We start from the raw sequence: 15,913 nt of genomic DNA on the forward strand, positions 1-15,913 counted from the left end.
CTTCAATCGCCCTCTATGGCTGTGCCCGAATCAGACCCAGGCCCCGAAGCTGAGCCTCGAGCTCCCCAGTCGAGCCCCAGGGCAGGATGGGTGAGTTCTGCCGCTCGTCCGGAGGATTCGACGGCAGTGCATCGGACCAGCCGCCGCACCCCACCAGCGGCAGCAACGGGCGCTTGTGAAGCCAGGCCAGGCAGACCTCGGAGATCGTGCCTGCGCGGCCGCCGATGACGATGCAGGCATCTCCGGAAAGCGCCATGAGAAGGTTGCGTGCATCGCCCATGCCGCAGGGGATCACCACCGTTGCAGGCCAGTCCGGCGGAGGCATCTCATCGGGCGGGACGATGCTGAGCACCAGGCCACCGGCCTCGATGGCGCGCTCGGCAGCCACCCGGGTGGCCGGGCTTCCGCAGCCACTGACGACGGTGATGCCAAGGCGCGCCAAGAGCGCCCCGGCTTCACCCGCCAGCGCATGGGCAGCAGAGCCAGGTTCGGCGCTGCCGAGAACGCAGACCTGGGGGCGGCGGTGCGAGGAAGTCATGTGCGGAGTTCCGTTGCAGTTCGGGACCCGGATTGTCCGTCGCCTTTGCGCCACGTTTCGCGCGACCGGGGCTTGCAGGTCACGGCCTGCCTCGACACAATCCGCGCTCCGTTTCAGCAAGCATTTGCCCCGCGCCGGGCGACGATTGACCTCCCTGGCGCCACCTTATTCATGAACTGTTTTCTGAACCCCTGATCTGCACTCCGACCGCCCCGGCTGGATGTGCCGCGTCCAGCCGAGGCTTCTCGACAAAGCCCCGGCGCAGCCATTTGCCGGGGCTTTTTGTTTTTGGAGTGTGCGGCCATGAGTTCGCAACGCAGGGCCCGTGACGACGACAAGCGTCTGGGCCGTTTCTATTTCCCGCTGCCGGCTGCGCCGGCGCCGCGCAACCCCGTGGTGGCGGCCATGGCGCATCGCGCCTCGAGCCAGGGCGCCGGCCGCCACCTGCGCACCCGAGGCGCCGAACGGCGCGCGCAGCGGGTCGCCTTGCTCAAGGCCGCCCGACAGATCGAGGAGCCTTGAGATGCGCGAGGACATGTACAAGGTGATCGTCGAGCGCCCGCGTCGCGGCGGCGGTGTGCAGGGCGACGGGCGCAACTGGCGCAACAGCAGGGATCGCGGCGCGCACCTGGGCATGCAGCGCGGGTATGCCTCCCGGAAGTGGCTCAACGAGAACCTCGCGCCGCTCAAGCGCTGGCTGCACAAGCAGGTGCATCGGCCCTGGGATGGGGTGTATTCGGAAAAAAGGGAGCAGGGGGCGCAGCGGCGCACGGACCGGTCCTACGCCGAGTACCACGTGATCGACCACGCCACGCAATGGCATCGGGTCGATGGCTGCTGGTTCGAGGTGACGTTGGCTCACTTGCCGAGCGGCACGGGTGCGGAGGCCCAGCGTTACGACGTTCTTCGCCGCTGCAAGGTCTCGCGATGAGCCGTGAATGGATGAACGCTCGCTCGTCGGTTGATTCATTTGCGCATACGTGGAGACCTCGTGCCGGGGCTTATGTTGGTGCCCGCGGCGGAATGGAATACGTCCCCACGGCATGGGCAACGATGTCGCTGCGCCCCTCCGAGTACAGGCTGACCTCGCCCACCGCCAGGGAGCGCCCCAGCTTGATGAGCTTGCACACGCCGATGACGCGTGCCCCCGCCTCCGGCTTGCGAAGGAAGTTGATGTTCAGGCTGGTCGTCACCGTCAAGGGAACGATGCCGATCTCAGCGAGGATCGCAACGTAGAGCGCCACGTCGGCCGTGGCCATGAGAACAGGGCCGGAGACGGTCCCGCCGGGCCTCAACTCGGCTGGGCCGATTTCGTGAGCGACGGTCGCGCCACCATTGCCTGCATCGAGAACGGCGCACTTGGTTTGCGGGAACTCGCTGGCTATGAATGCTGCGATTTCTTCCTTGGTGGTTGCCATATCGAGCGTCCTTTTTCGAAGCACATGCGTCTCATACGACCGGCTGATGGCCGCGGCTTGCGAGCCAAAGGGCCAGCACATGGAGACTGTCGCCCTCGACCGTGTAGTAGATAAAGTAGCCGACTCTGCTCAGAAACAGACGGCGCACACCCGGAGTTCGGGCGCCTTCGTACTTCGCACCGACGCCGGGTTGTTCCGCCAAAAGCGAGACGGCCGCTCCAAGGTCGGTGGCGATGGCGCCAGGTGCCGCAGGGCGGTTCAACCGCCACTCGGCGGCTCCTGGCACTTGAGCTGCCGCTCGACGGGATATCCTGACCCGAAGGGTCATTTCAAACGCGCGGGGGCAGAGACTTCAGGAGATTTTCGAGCGACACGTACTCCCTGCGCTCGATTTCTGCCATGGCGGCGATCAATTCGTCTTCCTGTGATGTCGTCAACGAAAAGCTTTCGTCGGCATCACGCGAGACAACTGTGACAACGGCACCCTCGGCAAGAGGAACCCCTTCGAGGACGATCTTGCCGTTGACGACAGTTCCAGTGGCGACTTGCATGGGCCGAATACTACCGCTCGTTGCGCTGTGGCGCCGGCCGCGAACGGTTTGTCAGGCCTGCCCGGCCTTCACCTTCAAGCGCCACGCATGCAGCAGCGGCTCGGTGTACCCGCTCGGCTGCTCCACGCCCTTGAACACCAGCTCCTGCGCCGCCTTGTACGCCGCCGAGGTGCCGAAGTTGCCGGCCATGTTCTGGTAGAGCGCGTCGCCCGCGTTCTGCTGGTCCACCACCGCCGCCATGCGCTGGAAGGTGGCGTCGACCTCTTCCTTCGTGACCACGCCGTGCAGCAGCCAGTTGGCGATGTGCTGGCTGGAGATGCGCAGCGTCGCGCGGTCTTCCATCAGGCCGATGTTGTGGATGTCCGGCACCTTGGAGCAGCCCACGCCCTGGTCGATCCAGCGCACCACGTAGCCGAGGATGCCCTGTACGTTGTTGTCCAGTTCCTGCTGGCGCTCCTGCGCCGTCCACTTCGCCTCGGCCGCGACGGGCACCTTCAGCAGGTCGGCGAGGATGTTGTCGCGCTCCGCATCGGCGTCGATCTTCTCCAGCTCCTTTTGCACCTCGGCCACGTTCACGCGGTGGTAGTGCAGCGCATGCAGCGTGGCCGCGGTGGGCGAGGGCACCCAGGCAGTGTTGGCGCCGGCCTTCGGGTGGCCGATCTTCTGCTCCAGCATCGCGGCCATCAGGTCCGGCATGGCCCACATGCCCTTGCCGATCTGCGCCTTGCCGCGCAGGCCGCACGAGAGGCCCACCAGCACGTTGTTCTTCTCGTAGGCCTGGATCCAGGGCGTGGTCTTCATGTCGCCCTTGCGCAGCATCGGGCCGGCGCGCATCGCGGTGTGCATCTCGTCGCCGGTGCGGTCCAGGAAACCGGTGTTGATGAAGGCCACCCGCGCCGCCGCCTCGGCAATGCAGGCCTTGAGGTTGACGCTGGTGCGGCGCTCCTCGTCCATGATGCCCAGCTTCACCGTGTTGGCCGGCAGGCCCAGCATTTGCTCGACGCGGCCGAAGAGCTCGCTGGCGAAGGCCACCTCGGCCGGGCCGTGCATCTTGGGCTTCACGATGTAGACGCTGCCGGTGCGCGAGTTGCCCTTGCGCTTCAGGTCGATCGTGGCGATGGTGGTGGTGATCACCGCGTCCATGATCCCCTCGGGGATCTCCTTGCCCTCGCCGTAGAGGATGGCCGGGTTGGTCATCAGGTGGCCGACATTGCGCACGAACATCAGCGAGCGGCCGTGCAGCTTGACCGGCTTCCCGTCGGCCCCGGTGTACTCGCGGTCCGGGTTGAGGCCGCGGGTGATGGTCTTGTCGCCTTTCTTCACTTCCTCGGTCAGAGTGCCCTGCAGGATGCCGAGCCAGTTGGAATAGGCGAGCACCTTGTCCTGCGCATCGACCACCGCCACCGAGTCTTCCAGGTCGAGGATGGTGGACAGCGCGGCTTCGAGCACCACGTCGCTGATGCCCGCGGCGTCGGTCTTGCCGATCGGCGTGTTGCGATCGATCCGGATGTCGAGATGGATGCCGTTGTGCTTGAGCAGCACCGAGCCCGGCGCCGCCGCGTCGCCCTGGTAGCCGACGAACTGCGCCGGGTCCGCCAGCGGCGTGCTGCTGCTCTGCAGCGCGACCATCAGCTGGCCGTCCTTGACGGCGTAGCCGGTCGCATTCTTGTGCGAGCCGTTGGCCAGCGGCGCGGCCTGGTCCAGCACCTCGCGCGCGAACTCGATCACCTTGGCGCCGCGCGCCGGGTTGTAGCCCTTGCCCTTCTCGGCGCCGCCGGTCTCGGGGATGGCGTCGGTGCCGTAGAGCGCGTCGTAGAGCGAACCCCAGCGTGCATTGGCGGCGTTCAGCGCATAGCGGGCATTGAGGATCGGCACCACCAACTGCGGGCCGGCCTGCAGCGCGAGCTCGGCGTCGACGTTGGCCGTCGTGGCCTTCACGCCCTGGGGCTGCGGCAGCAGGTAGCCGATCTTTTCGAGGAAGGCGCGGTAAGCCGGCATGTCCGTGATCGGGCCGGGATGGGCCTGGTGCCAGGCGTCCATCTCCGACTGCAGGCGGTCGCGCTCGGCCAGGAGCGCGATGTTCTTGGGCGCGAGATCGCCGACGATGGCGTCGAAGCCCTTCCAGAAGACATCGCCGGCGACGCCGGTGGCCGGCAGCACCTGGTCTTCGATGAAGCGATGGAGCTCGGTGGCGACCTGGAGGCCGTGGACGGTCGTGCGGGCGGTCATGGTTGTCTACTCCTTGAATTCAAGACGGAACAATGCAGTCGGTGACTTTATTCGATACCTCGTTGATGAGTAAGAGCCTCGGGAGCGATTGATCAATGACCAAATTGGAGGTAATCGTCCGCGCCCGGGGCCGGCAAGGGCACAAGCCAAAGGGTAGGCCCTGATAGGCAGTCTGCAAACGCTTCCTACATTTAACTTCTTAAATAAATCGGCCCTCGCGATGATCCTGCTGGCTTCCAACGAGAACCCGCTCGGCATGCCCGAGTCCGCCCGCCGCGCCGCGGCCGCCGCGCTGCAGGGCGCGGGCAACTACCCCGACAGCAACGGCACGGCGCTCAAGCACGCGCTGTCGGCGCGGCTCGACGTGCCGGCCGACTGGCTGGTGCTGGGCAGCGGCTCCAGCGAGATCCTCGAGCTCGCGGCCCAGGTCAGCGTGAAGCCGGGCGAGCATGTCGTCTACTCGCAGTACGGCTTCGTGGTTTTCGGGCAGGCGGCCGCGCATGCCCATGCGCGCAGCACGGTGGTGCCCGCGCAGGACTTCGGCCACGACCTCGGCGCCATGCGCGCTGCCATCGGCGAGGACACGCGGCTGGTTTTCGTCGCCAATCCCAACAACCCCACCGGCACCTTCATCGAGGCCGACGCACTGCTCGCCTTTCTGGAATCGGTGCCGCCTCAGGTGAGGGTGCTGCTCGACGAGGCCTACGGCGAGTACCTCGCGCCGGGGCAGCGCTACGACAGCATCGCCTGGGTGCGGCGCTTCCCCAACCTGATCGTCGCGCGCACCTTCTCCAAGGCTTATGGGTTGGCCGGCCTGCGCATCGGCTACGGCGTTGCCCAGCATGCGCTGGCGGCGCGGCTGAACGCGCGGCGGCCGCGCTTCAACGTCAGCACGCCGGCCCAGGCCGCGGCGGCGGCGGCGCTGGGCGACGGAGCCTTCCTGGCGCGCAGCTACCAGCTCAATATCGCCGGACGGGCGCGGCTCGAGGCGGGCTTGCACGAGCTTCGCCTCGCCTCGATCCCCTCCGCGGGCAACTTCCTCATGGCGCAGGTCGGCGAGGGCCGCACCGTGCATGCGCGCCTGCTGGCCGCCGGCATCGAGGTTGCGCTGCTCGACAACTACGGCCTGCCGCACTGGCTGCGCATCACGGTCGGCCTGCCCGAGCAGAACGAGGCCGTGCTGGCCGCGCTGCGCGACCTCGCGCCCGCGCGCTGAACCGCAGAAGAGGCCGAACAACAACCCGAGGAGACTGCCTTGATCAACCGCCGCCATTTCGCCGCGCTCGCAGCTGGCGCGCTCGCCACGCCCATGGCCCTCGCGCAGGAGCGCAACACCCGCATCCTGGTCGGCTTTCCGCCCGGCGGCTCGGCCGACGTGGTGGCGCGCCTGCTGGCCGACCGGATGCGCGTTTCGCTCGCGCAGAACGTGATCGTCGACAACAAGCCGGGCGCGGCCGGCCGGCTGGCGCTGTCGGAGCTCAGGCGTTCCGCGCCGGACGGCAGCACGCTCATCTTCTCGCCCAGCGGCGCGATGGTGATCCATCCCTGGCTCTATGCGAACCTGGGCTACGACACCGCGAAGGACTTCACCCCGATCTCGCTGGTCAGCACTTTCGACTTCGCGGTAACGGCCGGGCCCGGCGCGCCGGCGGGCGACCTCAAGACCGTGCTGGCCTGGATGAAGGCCAACCCCTCCAAGGCCAACTACGCGACCTCGGGCGCCGGCACGGTGCCGCACTTCGCGGGCCTGCTGCTCTCGCAGGCCGCCGGCGTGCCGATGACGCATGTGGCCTACCGCGGCGGTGCGCCGGCCGCGCAGGACCTCATCGGCGGGCAGGTGCCGCTGATGGTGGATACGGCGGTCGAGACCATCGAGCACCACCGCGCGGGCAAGGTCCGCATCCTGGCCGTCACCGGCGCGCAGCGCAGCAAGGCGCTGCCGGATGTCCCCACGCTCAAGGAGTCCGGCATCGATGTCACGGCCGACGCCTTCTTCGGGCTCTACGGCCCGCCCGGAATGCCGCCGGATCTGGTGCAGCGCATCGACCGCGCCGTGGCCGACGCATTGCGCGCGCCCGAGATCCAGGAGCGCATCTACAACCTCGGCCTGGTGCCGGCGCACGCCGGGCCGGCCGAGTTGGCGGCCATCCAGGCGGCGCACCTGAAGCGCTGGGAAGCGCCCATCACGGCTTCGGGCTTCAAGGCGGAATAGATCGCCTAGCTCGCCCCGGGGTCGTGCCGCACGTGATAAGGGCGCACGCGGCCTGTGACAAATTACCGTGGATTCATCTCGCTCGTGCGTATCATTCATTCCATCGCATCCGCTGCACTCGTATGCGATTAGCTGATACTCTGATATGATTTGATAAATCGCATGCGATCATAGCGCATACGTTTTTGACAATCTCACCACCTCAACTTCAAGGAACCATCATGAGCAAAATCGAAAAAGTCCTGGCCTCAGGCAAGACCCACACCCTCGTCAGCGGCCCTGGCGATCGCGTCGACCTCCGGCTCTCGTCGCCCGGCGACGCGAACCCGGCGCACGTGTTCTCGGCCGTCCAGGCGCACCCGACCGCGGAGCAGCTCTTCGCCGGCGCCTGGTCCGCCTGCTACATCTCGGCGATCGGCCTGGTAGCCAAGCAGAAGAAGGTCGCGCTGCCGGCTGATCTCTCGGTCGACATCCAGGTCGATCTGGGCCAGACCGGCAAGGCCTACTTCATTCAAGCGCGCTTCGATGTCCGCGTACCGGGCGTGGCGCAGGAGGTGGCCGAGGCCCTCGCACACGAGGCGCACGACATCTGCCCGTACTCGAAGGCCGTGCACGGCAACATTGACGTGGCGCTGAACGTCGTTACCTGACGCCCTCCGCGTTCTGACCTGAACAGAGCCCGCAGACACGTCTGCGGGCGTGTTGCTGCAGCAGACGCCCGGAACTGCCGGGAGGCGTTCGAGTTCTTGCGATACGATCGCATGCGATTTATAGTTTCAGCTCAGACGAGACGCAGGTCTCCGGCAAAGAGGACGCAAATGAAATCCACCGACAAGACAACCATCCCCGAGGATCTGAAGCTCTCGGACTACCTGTGCTTTGCGGTCTACTCCGCGAACCTGGCCTTCGGCAAGGCCTACAAGCCGCTGCTCGAGAAGCTGGGGCTGACCTACACCCAATACATCACCATCGTCGCGCTCTGGGAGCAGGACGATCAGACCGTCGGCAGCCTGGGCGAAAAACTGTTTCTCGAATCGAACACGCTCACGCCGATCCTGAAGAAGCTCGAGGCGATGGGCTACGTGGAGAGGCAGCGCGATCCCGCGGACGAGCGCCAGGTGCGAATCAGCGTGACGAAGAGCGGTCGACGGCTGCGCGAGAAGACCAGGGAAGTGAGCCTCGCCGACGCGACGGGCCTGGCGCCGGACGAGTTCGTGCGATTGCAGAAGACGATCGTGACGATGCGCAACAACCTCATCGATTGGGTGCATGCCGGGGAATGACGGTCCCTAGACCCGTCCCGTGAGCCCCCGCGCGGCCTCGCGCACAGGACCGATGTGCCGCTCGTCGTAGCGATGCGCCGGCATGGTCAGCGTGAGCGCCGCGGCCAGCCGACCGTCGGCATGGAACACCGGCGCCGAGATGCCTCCCAGTTCGGCCGAGCGGTCGCCGACCATCGCGCAGTAGCCCTGCGCGCGGATGGCGTCGTAGAGCTTGCGCTCCTTCGCGCCGCGCGGGCGCTCGGCCTCGGGTCCGAAGGCGATCAGGATGCGCGCACCTGAACCGCGATCGTTGGGCAGCAGGTCGCCGGCGCGCACGTGGTCGCGCACCACGTGCGGCGAGTCGACGCGGTACAGGCACAGCCGCGCCCAATGATCGCCCTGCGCCTGCCGCACGTGGTAAGCCGCGCTCTCTCCGGTGGCCGCGACCAGTTCGCGCAGCACCGGCGGCACGATGCGGTCGAGCGAGAGCGAGGCCGCGTACAGGCCGTGCAGCCGCGCGATCTCCATGCCCAGGGCATAGCGGCCGTCTTCCTGACGGCGGATCAGGCGCGCGTGCTCCAGCGAGGCGAGCAGGCGCAGCACGGTGCTCTTGTAGAGCTGCGTGCGCTCGGCGAACTGCGCCAGGCTCAGCGCCTCGTCGCCGGCCTGGAAGGATGACAGCAGGCTCAACGCGCGGTCGACCGCTGCGGCCCCACCGGGCGCGGCGTTGAGATCTGAGACCGATTCGGTATGGGCTTTGCGTGGCATGGGCTGGCTTGACAGTCGAGGGAGCAGTGCGTTCTAATTCTGTAAAACAGAATTTAGTTCTGTTAGATAGAACTGTCAAGTTCATGCATCCCCAAGACCCTTCCCAGGAGACAAGCCCGATGCCAAGCCCCGATGTGCTGATCAGCGAGGTCGGCCCGCGCGACGGCCTGCAGTCCGTCAAGGCCACGATGCCCACGGCGGACAAGCTGCGCTGGATCGACGCCCTCCACGCCGCCGGCGTGCGCGAGATCGAGGTCGCCTCTTTCGTCCCGGCCCGCCTCCTGCCGCAGATGGCCGATGCCGCCGAGGTGGTGCGCCATGCCGTCACGCTGCCCGGCCTCACCGTCATGGCGCTGGTGCCCAACCGCAAAGGCGCCGAGGCCGCGCTCGCCGCCGGCGTGCACAAGCTCACCATGCCGGTGTCGGCCAGCGTTGCCCACTCGCTGGCCAATGTGCGCAAGACGCGCGAGGAGATGGTCGAGGAGGTGCGCGCCATCGCGCAACTGCGCCGCGACATCGCGCCGCATGTCAAGCTCGAGGCCGGCATCTCCACCGCCTTCGGCTGCACGCTGCAGGGCGAGGTGCCGGAGGACGAGGTGATCCGCCTCGCCGTGCAGTGCGTGGCAGCGGGTGCCGACGAATCGGGCTTGTCCGACACCGTCGGCTACGCCAACCCGGCGCAGGTGCGGCGGCTCTTCAGGCGGCTGCGCGCCGAGCTGGGCGACAAGGCCGGCGCGGCCCACATGCACAACACGCGCGGCCTGGGCCTCGCCAACTGCCTCGCGGCCTACGAGGAGGGCGTGCGCACCTTCGATGCCTCGCTCGGCGGCCTGGGCGGCTGCCCCTATGCGCCCGGCGCCTCGGGCAACGTGGTGACCGAGGACCTGGTCTTCATGTTCGAGGCCATGGGTGTCGCCACCGGCATCGACATCGACAAGCTCATCGCGGCCCGCGCGCCGCTCATCGCCGGCCTGCCGGGCGAACCGGTCTACGGCATGACGCCCGAGGCCGGACTGCCCAAGGGCTTCGTTCAAGGAACTGCACATGTCTGACAGCACGGAGAAGAAACTCCCCTACGCCGGCGTCCGCGTCGTCGAGTTCACCCACATGGTGATGGGCCCGACCTGCGGCATGCTCCTGGCCGACCTCGGCGCCGAGGTCATCAAGGTCGAGCCCATCGATGGCGATGCCACACGGCGCCTGCTGGGCTCCGGCGCGGGCTTCTTTCCCACCTTCAACCGCAACAAGAAGAGCATCGCGCTCGACCTCAAGCAGCCCGAGGGCGTGGAGGCCGCGCTGCGCCTGATCGCCGGCGCCGACATCGTGAGCGAGAACTTCAAGCCCGGCACCATGAAGAAACTGGGCCTGGACTACGAGAGCCTGAAGAAGCTCAACCCGCGCCTCATCTACGTGAGCCACAAGGGCTTTCTGCCCGGCCCCTACGACCACCGCACCGCGCTCGACGAGGTGGTGCAGATGATGGGCGGCCTGGCCTACATGACCGGCCGCATCGGCGACCCGCTGCGCGCCGGCACCAGCGTCAACGACATCATGGGCGGCATGTTCGGCGCCATCGGCGCGATGGCGGCGCTGCGCCAGCGCGAGCAGACCGGCGAAGGCTGCGAAGTGCAGTCGGCGCTGTTCGAGAACAACATCTTCCTCGTTGCGCAGCACATGATGCAGTTCGCGGCCACGGGGAAGGCGGCCGATCCGATGCCCAGCCGCATCTCCGCCTGGGCGGTGTACGACGTCTTCACCGTCAAGGACGGCGAGCAGATCTTCCTGGCCGCGGTCAGCGACAAGCAGTGGATCATCTTCTGCAAGGCCTTCGGCCTCGAGGACATGCTGGCCGACCCGCGCCTGAAGACCAACAACGACCGCGTGCTCGCGCGCGACTGGATGATGCCCGTGCTGCGCTCGCACCTCGCCGGCTACAGCGCGGCCGAGCTCAGCGCCGTGTTCGAGAAGAATGAGCTGCCCTTCGCACCCATCGCCAAGCCGCACGAACTCTTCGACGACCCGCACCTGAACGCCACCGGCGGCCTGGCGCCGGTGCGCATGAACGACGGCAGCGAATCCAAGGTGCCGCTGATGCCCTTCACTTTGGGCGGCGAGCGGCCGGGCATCCGGCTGCAGCCGCCGCTGCTGGGCGAGCACACCGGCGAACTGCTGCGCGAGGTCGGCTACAGCGAGGCGGAGATCGCCGCGCTCAGGCAACACAACGTCACTTCCGGAGACTGACCCATGAGGACATCGATTCGCGCGACGCTGGGCGCCGCGGCGGCGGCCTGCGCGCTTGCCGCTATCACGCCAACCCAGGCGGCCGACTGGCCCGACAAGCCCGTGCGCCTGGTGGTGCCCTACGCACCTGGCGGCACCACCGACTACGCGGCGCGCCAGATTGCACAGAAGCTCACGGAGCAGTCCGGCAAGTCCTTCTACGTCGAGAACAAGGCCGGTGCCAGCGGCACCATCGGCTCCGACCTGGTGGCGAAGTCCGCGCCGGACGGCGGCACCCTCCTCGTCAACGACACCACCTACGCGATGCTGCCGCACCTGTTCAAGAAGCTGCCATGGGACCACGCGGGCGGCCTGGTGCCGGTGACCACCATCGTCGACGCGCCGCTGGTGCTGGTGGTCGGCGCGGCCTCGCCCTACAAGACGGTGCAGGACCTGGTCGAGGCCGCGCGCAAGAGTCCCGACAAGCTCACCTTCGGTTCCGGCGGCGTGGGCAGCTCCACGCACCTCGGCGGTGAGCTGTTCAAGCAGCATGGCAAGCTCGCCCTCACGCACGTGCCCTACAAGGGGGCGGGTGAGGCGATGCTGGGCGTGGTCTCGGGTCAGGTCGATGTGCTGGTGACCGCCGCGCCCACCGCGATCCCGCAGGTCAAGGGCGGCAAGGTGCGCGCGCTGCTGGTCACTTCGCCCAAGCGGCTCGACGCGCTGCCCGAGGTGCCGACCAGCGCCGAGGCCGGCATGAAAGCCTTCGACGCCACCAACTGGTTCGGCATCGCTGCGCCCAAGGGCACGCCGCAGGCGGTCGTCGACAAGCTCCAGGCCGAGGTGAAGAAGGCACTGGCCTCGCCGGAGGTGGTCAAGCGCTTCGCCGAGCAGGGCGCGTCGCCCGGGGGCATGGCGACGGCAGAGTTCCAGAACTACGTCAAGCGCCAGACCCAGGACTGGGGTGCGGTCATCAAGGCGGCCGGCGTGCAGCCCGAGTGAGGGGCGCGCGATGTGGAACCTGAGCTTCACTCCCCCCGAGCTCATCGAGGCCCGGGTGCTGACGCGGCTGCCCGAGGCCTTTCGCGAAGCACGCCGCACCGACTGGGTCGATGCCAACAAGCCGGGCCACGTAATGGACAGCTTCCTCGAAGGGCCGGCCTTCGACCGCGCCGGCAACCTCTACGTGACCGACATTCCCCATGGCCGCATCTTCCGCGTCACGCCGGCGCTCGAATGGGAACTGGTCGTGCAGTACGAGGGCTGGCCCAACGGCCTGGCGATCCATGCGGACGGGAGCCTCCGGATCGCCGACTACCGGCGCGGCATCCTGAAGCTCGATGCGGCGAGCGGGGACATCACGCCGGTGCTCGCGCATCGAAACAGCGAGTCATTCAAGGGCGTGAACGACTTGAGCTTCGACGCCGAAGGCCGGCTCTATTTCACCGACCAGGGCCAGACCGGCCTGCACGATCCCACAGGCCGCGTCTACCGCCTCGGCACCGATGACAAGCTGGACCGGCTGCTCGCCAACGCACCCAGCCCAAACGGCATCGCGGTCAGTGAAGACGGGCGAGTGCTCTTCCTCGCCGTCACGCGCGGCAACCAGGTGTGGCGCGCGCCACTGCTGCCTGACGGCAGCATTTCGAAGATGGGCGCCTTCCAGACCTTCTTCGGCATCAGCGGGCCCGATGGCCTGGCCCTCGCGGCCGACGGCAGCCTCGTGGTGGCCCATGCCAGCCTGGGCGGCGCTTTCGTGCTGAATGCGCGCGGCGAAGTCACGCACTTCGTGCGCAGCCCCGCGGGTCAGACGGTCACCAACCTCGCGTTCCGGCCCGGCACGCGCGAGCTGGTGATGACCGAATCGGCCACGGGCAGCGTGCTGACGGCCCAGCTGCCGATGGCGGGCGCGCCGCTGTTCTCGCATTGGCCTTGATCAGGCCAGGTCCTCGTGCAGGCAGAGGATGTTGCCTTCCGGATCTTCGAACCACGCGGCCTTCTCCGAGCCCAGCACGCAGACGTGCTGGACCGTTTTCAGCCCCGGCAGGTCGTAGTCCGCGAAGCGAACGCCACGCTGCTCGAGCGCCGCGACCGCTTCTTCGATGCGCTCCACCTTGAAGCTGAGCGCCGTGTGTTCGGCCTTGGTGCCCTCCGGCTTGGGAAACAGGGCCAGTTCGGTGCCGCCGCAGCGGTAGACGAACTTGCCGTCCGGCTTGGCTCCGACGGGTTCGAGGCCGAGCCCCTCCTCATAGAACCGGCGCGCACGGGCGAGGTCTTTCACGGGCAGCATGCAGACGACGCTGCTGGCGGCGAGTGGGGTCATGGCGCGCTCCTTTTGGCCTGGGTCCGCCGGTTGTAGGCCTTCGGCGCGCGCTTGACCATCCGAAGGAACACGCAGGCCGGCCGCGCAACGGCCCGCCCCTGCCGTCGGCTCGACCGAATGCCTTTGGAACGTTCTTCAGGTAAAGAGCAAGGGCCTGCCCAGCGTGACGGCGAGTCCGGCCAGCGCACAGGCGCCGAGCAGCGGCATCACGCCGATCTTGAAGCGGAACAGGGCGAGGGTTGCCGCCATCACGATGACAGCTGACACGAGGTCGAAGCGGCCGCCGAAGCCTTGCGGCCACAGCACGTGGTACGCGAAGAACAGCGCCAGGTTCAGGATCACGCCCACCACCGCCGCGGTGATCGCCGACAGCGGCGCGGTGAAGCCCAGCTTGCCGTGCGTCGCCTCGACCAGTGGACCGCCGGCCAGGATGAAGACGAAGGAGGGCAGGAAGGTGAAGAAGGTGACCACCGTTGCAGCCAGCGCGCCGCCGAGAAAAAGGGCCTCGGGCCCAAGCACCTGCCGCAGCCACCCGCCCACGAAGCCCACGAAGGCCACGACCATGATCAGCGGCCCCGGCGTCGTCTCGCCCAGCGCCAGGCCATCGATCATCTGCGCGCCCGACAGCCAGTGGTGCTGCTCGACCGCGCCCTGGTAGACATAGGGGAGCACCGCGTAGGCGCCGCCGAAGGTCAGGAGCGCCGCCTTGGTGAAGAACCAGCCCATCTGCGTCAGCGTTCCCTGCAGGCCCTGCGTCGCGACGAGTGCGCCCATGGCCACCGCCCACATCCCGACTCCGACGGCCAGCAGCCTCGCCAGGCGGCCGCGCGAGAAGCGCGCGTGAGGCGGTGTCGGTGTGTCGTCGTCGATCAGCGCCGGCCCATAGCTGTGCTGGGCGCCACCATGGCCGCCGCCGAGCGCGAACACCGCCGGTGCACGGCGCGCGCCGAAATGGCCGATCAGGCCGGCCGCGACAACGATCGCAGGAAAAGGCGTGTCGAAGGCGAAGATGGCCACGAATGCCGCCGCGGCAATGCCCCACATCCAGCGGTTGCGCAGTGCCCGCGTGCCGATGCGGTGCGCCGCGTGCAGCACCAGCGCCGTGACGGCCGGCTTGATGCCGTAGAAGAGGCCGGCCACCACCGGCACGTCGCCGAAGCGCAGGTAGATCCACGACAGCGCGATCAGGATGAACAGCGAGGGCAGCACGAACAGCGCGCCGGCGACGATGCCCCCCCAGGCCCGGTGCATCAGCCAGCCGATGTAGGTGGCCAGCTGCTGGGCTTCTGGGCCGGGCAGCAGCATGCAGTAGTTCAGCGCGTGGAGGAAGCGCTTCTCGCTGATCCATCGGCGGCGCTCGACCAGCTCGGTGTGCATGATCGCGATCTGCCCTGCCGGCCCGCCGAAGCTGATGAAGCCGAGCTTGAGCCAGAAGCGGAAGGCTTCGGCGAAGGTGACGCGGGCGCGTGGGGCGATCGCTTCGTCCACCTTGGCAGGAGCGGCGCTCACGAGGCGTGCCCCGCCAGGGGCGTTTCTGCCTCGCCCGGACCGGGGCGGTAATTCATCCGTGGGGGGCATCGACGTCTCATGGCTCTCCGATTTCAGGGTGGGTCAGGGCACGCATCATGAATCGCGGCCCTCTTCGCCGTGTCACGTCATCTTCCGCCGTGATGGAACCAAAGCGAAAGTTCCGTTACTCAGCGGCATAACCATTCCCCAGAGGAGCGACACCAAGATGACGGCTCTATTAGGTCACAGCCTCGATTTGTATCTTGCCTCGATACAGCAGGCGCCAACGTGCGTCAGCGTCGATGGCAGCCTCGTGTTCGAGGCGGAAGGGCGCCTGCAGGTCCACGCCGCCATGCTGCCGGACGGCCGGGTCGAACTGTTCGCCGGCGCAGGCTATGTGCGCGCCGAGCTACTCCAGGCCATCGTGGAAGCCGACGAGGATCGCGACTTCGACGAAGACGAGCCGCGCCACGAGCAGGACATCCTGGCACGCTGGACGGGCGAGGGTGCGCACTGGGCTGTCGATGTCCATCGACAGACGGGCTTGCTGACCTTGTCCATGATCGTCCCCGCCATCCCCCCCGATCCGGGCGAATGGGCCGGGGTGATGGATGCATTCAGACGAACCGGCGAGTCGTGGACCGTCCGTCTCCGTCCCGAGCCACCCGATCCGTTGCCGAACTCCGGCGTCGGGCTGGCGGAGATCGGCTCGGGCGCATTCCTGCGCTGCTGAGCGCAGCAGAAGCCCGCTTGCTTCGCAAGCGCTGCACATTTCCAACTTACTTCAGACGGGCAAATACCGTGAGACCTATCTCTATGCTATTTGGGAAGAGGCAAAGCGTTGTCTCGACCGAGCGGACCGAGCCCCCAACACCCGAGACAA

General features: G+C 67.5%; 19 protein-coding genes. 11 read left to right on the forward strand and 8 right to left on the reverse strand.

Annotated features, from left to right (window positions below):
* Positions 1–13 precede the first annotated feature (13 nt).
* Complete coding sequence (locus AC3A6X_RS22500) at positions 14–538, reverse strand: SLOG cluster 4 domain-containing protein (RefSeq protein WP_487844287.1); 525 nt, start codon at positions 536–538, stop codon at positions 14–16.
* 303 nt (positions 539–841) lie between these two features.
* On the opposite strand from AC3A6X_RS22500, the gene AC3A6X_RS22505 reads away from it, so the two are divergent.
* Positions 842–1,060, forward strand: a complete 219-nt coding sequence (locus AC3A6X_RS22505; RefSeq protein WP_487844288.1) for a hypothetical protein — start codon at positions 842–844, stop codon at positions 1,058–1,060.
* A gap of 1 nt (position 1,061) precedes the next feature.
* Positions 1,062–1,469 (forward strand): hypothetical protein, encoded by a 408-nt coding sequence (locus AC3A6X_RS22510; RefSeq protein ID WP_487844289.1) that lies wholly within the window; start codon positions 1,062–1,064, stop codon positions 1,467–1,469.
* 70 nt (positions 1,470–1,539) lie between these two features.
* Here the strand turns inward: AC3A6X_RS22510 and AC3A6X_RS22515 are convergent, their stop codons facing one another.
* The 4 genes from AC3A6X_RS22515 to AC3A6X_RS22530 are packed head-to-tail and all read right to left on the reverse strand — an operon-like array spanning position 1,540 to position 4,736.
* Positions 1,540–1,956 (reverse strand): PaaI family thioesterase, encoded by a 417-nt coding sequence (locus AC3A6X_RS22515; RefSeq protein ID WP_487844290.1) that lies wholly within the window; start codon positions 1,954–1,956, stop codon positions 1,540–1,542.
* A gap of 31 nt (positions 1,957–1,987) precedes the next feature.
* Positions 1,988–2,284: a type II toxin-antitoxin system RelE/ParE family toxin gene (locus tag AC3A6X_RS22520; protein ID WP_487844291.1), complete on the reverse strand. Its 297-nt coding sequence runs from the start codon at positions 2,282–2,284 to the stop codon at positions 1,988–1,990.
* A 1-nt stretch (position 2,285) separates the two neighbouring features.
* A complete protein-coding gene (locus tag AC3A6X_RS22525; RefSeq protein WP_487844292.1) occupies positions 2,286–2,507 on the reverse strand; it encodes a hypothetical protein in 222 nt (73 codons plus the stop codon).
* A 51-nt stretch (positions 2,508–2,558) separates the two neighbouring features.
* Positions 2,559–4,736: a malate synthase G gene (locus AC3A6X_RS22530; RefSeq protein WP_487844293.1), complete on the reverse strand. Its 2,178-nt coding sequence runs from the start codon at positions 4,734–4,736 to the stop codon at positions 2,559–2,561.
* A 220-nt stretch (positions 4,737–4,956) separates the two neighbouring features.
* On the opposite strand from AC3A6X_RS22530, the gene hisC reads away from it, so the two are divergent.
* The 4 genes from hisC to AC3A6X_RS22550 all read left to right on the forward strand — a co-directional run bounded on the left by hisC (position 4,957) and on the right by AC3A6X_RS22550 (position 8,231).
* Complete coding sequence (gene hisC, locus AC3A6X_RS22535; protein WP_487844294.1) at positions 4,957–5,952, forward strand: histidinol-phosphate transaminase; 996 nt, start codon at positions 4,957–4,959, stop codon at positions 5,950–5,952.
* A gap of 39 nt (positions 5,953–5,991) precedes the next feature.
* On the forward strand, positions 5,992–6,948 hold the full coding sequence (locus AC3A6X_RS22540; protein WP_487844295.1) for a Bug family tripartite tricarboxylate transporter substrate binding protein: 957 nt from the start codon (positions 5,992–5,994) through the stop codon (positions 6,946–6,948).
* Between the two features lie 221 nt (positions 6,949–7,169).
* Positions 7,170–7,598: an Ohr family peroxiredoxin gene (locus AC3A6X_RS22545; RefSeq protein ID WP_487844296.1), complete on the forward strand. Its 429-nt coding sequence runs from the start codon at positions 7,170–7,172 to the stop codon at positions 7,596–7,598.
* Between the two features lie 168 nt (positions 7,599–7,766).
* Positions 7,767–8,231, forward strand: coding sequence for a MarR family winged helix-turn-helix transcriptional regulator (locus tag AC3A6X_RS22550; protein WP_487844297.1), 465 nt, complete (start codon positions 7,767–7,769; stop codon positions 8,229–8,231).
* 6 nt (positions 8,232–8,237) lie between these two features.
* On the opposite strand, the gene AC3A6X_RS22555 is transcribed toward AC3A6X_RS22550, so the two are convergent.
* Entirely contained in the window at positions 8,238–8,978 is a 741-nt protein-coding gene (locus AC3A6X_RS22555) for an IclR family transcriptional regulator (RefSeq protein ID WP_487844298.1), read from the reverse strand.
* A gap of 119 nt (positions 8,979–9,097) precedes the next feature.
* Between AC3A6X_RS22555 and AC3A6X_RS22560 the strand changes: the two genes are divergently transcribed.
* Genes AC3A6X_RS22560 through AC3A6X_RS22575 form a run of 4 tightly spaced genes read left to right on the forward strand, consistent with a single transcriptional unit; the run spans position 9,098 to position 13,134 of the window.
* Positions 9,098–10,030, forward strand: coding sequence for a hydroxymethylglutaryl-CoA lyase (locus tag AC3A6X_RS22560; RefSeq protein ID WP_487844299.1), 933 nt, complete (start codon positions 9,098–9,100; stop codon positions 10,028–10,030).
* Positions 10,023–11,219, forward strand: a complete 1,197-nt coding sequence (locus AC3A6X_RS22565) for a CaiB/BaiF CoA transferase family protein (RefSeq protein WP_487844300.1) — start codon at positions 10,023–10,025, stop codon at positions 11,217–11,219. Before AC3A6X_RS22560 ends, AC3A6X_RS22565 begins: the two co-directional genes overlap by 8 nt.
* Before the next feature lie 3 nt (positions 11,220–11,222).
* Complete coding sequence (locus tag AC3A6X_RS22570) at positions 11,223–12,200, forward strand: Bug family tripartite tricarboxylate transporter substrate binding protein (RefSeq protein WP_487844301.1); 978 nt, start codon at positions 11,223–11,225, stop codon at positions 12,198–12,200.
* A gap of 10 nt (positions 12,201–12,210) precedes the next feature.
* Positions 12,211–13,134 (forward strand): SMP-30/gluconolactonase/LRE family protein, encoded by a 924-nt coding sequence (locus tag AC3A6X_RS22575; RefSeq protein WP_487844302.1) that lies wholly within the window; start codon positions 12,211–12,213, stop codon positions 13,132–13,134.
* Here AC3A6X_RS22575 and AC3A6X_RS22580 read toward each other — a convergent pair whose 3' ends face one another.
* Positions 13,135–13,521 (reverse strand): VOC family protein, encoded by a 387-nt coding sequence (locus tag AC3A6X_RS22580; RefSeq protein ID WP_487844303.1) that lies wholly within the window; start codon positions 13,519–13,521, stop codon positions 13,135–13,137. It abuts the gene before it with no gap.
* A 135-nt stretch (positions 13,522–13,656) separates the two neighbouring features.
* Complete coding sequence (gene chrA / locus AC3A6X_RS22585) at positions 13,657–15,030, reverse strand: chromate efflux transporter (RefSeq protein ID WP_487844304.1); 1,374 nt, start codon at positions 15,028–15,030, stop codon at positions 13,657–13,659.
* Between the two features lie 58 nt (positions 15,031–15,088).
* Between chrA and AC3A6X_RS22590 the strand changes: the two genes are divergently transcribed.
* Positions 15,089–15,763: a hypothetical protein gene (locus AC3A6X_RS22590; protein ID WP_487844305.1), complete on the forward strand. Its 675-nt coding sequence runs from the start codon at positions 15,089–15,091 to the stop codon at positions 15,761–15,763.
* The last annotated feature ends 150 nt before the right edge of the window (positions 15,764–15,913 follow it).

Source organism: Variovorax sp. Soil_C_12, assembly GCF_057657375.1.

Coding starts and splice junctions, on each gene's coding strand:
- AC3A6X_RS22530 (WP_487844293.1), bottom strand. CDS start 4,736: ATGACCGCCCGCACGACCGTCCACGGCCTCCAGGTCGCCACCGAGCTC.
- AC3A6X_RS22575 (WP_487844302.1), top strand. CDS start 12,211: ATGTGGAACCTGAGCTTCACTCCCCCCGAGCTCATCGAGGCCCGGGTG.
- AC3A6X_RS22505 (WP_487844288.1), top strand. CDS start 842: ATGAGTTCGCAACGCAGGGCCCGTGACGACGACAAGCGTCTGGGCCGT.
- AC3A6X_RS22555 (WP_487844298.1), bottom strand. CDS start 8,978: ATGCCACGCAAAGCCCATACCGAATCGGTCTCAGATCTCAACGCCGCG.
- AC3A6X_RS22545 (WP_487844296.1), top strand. CDS start 7,170: ATGAGCAAAATCGAAAAAGTCCTGGCCTCAGGCAAGACCCACACCCTC.
- AC3A6X_RS22550 (WP_487844297.1), top strand. CDS start 7,767: ATGAAATCCACCGACAAGACAACCATCCCCGAGGATCTGAAGCTCTCG.
- AC3A6X_RS22580 (WP_487844303.1), bottom strand. CDS start 13,521: ATGACCCCACTCGCCGCCAGCAGCGTCGTCTGCATGCTGCCCGTGAAA.
- AC3A6X_RS22525 (WP_487844292.1), bottom strand. CDS start 2,507: ATGCAAGTCGCCACTGGAACTGTCGTCAACGGCAAGATCGTCCTCGAA.
- AC3A6X_RS22560 (WP_487844299.1), top strand. CDS start 9,098: ATGCCAAGCCCCGATGTGCTGATCAGCGAGGTCGGCCCGCGCGACGGC.
- AC3A6X_RS22520 (WP_487844291.1), bottom strand. CDS start 2,284: ATGACCCTTCGGGTCAGGATATCCCGTCGAGCGGCAGCTCAAGTGCCA.
- AC3A6X_RS22570 (WP_487844301.1), top strand. CDS start 11,223: ATGAGGACATCGATTCGCGCGACGCTGGGCGCCGCGGCGGCGGCCTGC.
- AC3A6X_RS22515 (WP_487844290.1), bottom strand. CDS start 1,956: ATGGCAACCACCAAGGAAGAAATCGCAGCATTCATAGCCAGCGAGTTC.
- AC3A6X_RS22510 (WP_487844289.1), top strand. CDS start 1,062: ATGCGCGAGGACATGTACAAGGTGATCGTCGAGCGCCCGCGTCGCGGC.
- hisC (WP_487844294.1), top strand. CDS start 4,957: ATGATCCTGCTGGCTTCCAACGAGAACCCGCTCGGCATGCCCGAGTCC.
- AC3A6X_RS22565 (WP_487844300.1), top strand. CDS start 10,023: ATGTCTGACAGCACGGAGAAGAAACTCCCCTACGCCGGCGTCCGCGTC.
- AC3A6X_RS22500 (WP_487844287.1), bottom strand. CDS start 538: ATGACTTCCTCGCACCGCCGCCCCCAGGTCTGCGTTCTCGGCAGCGCC.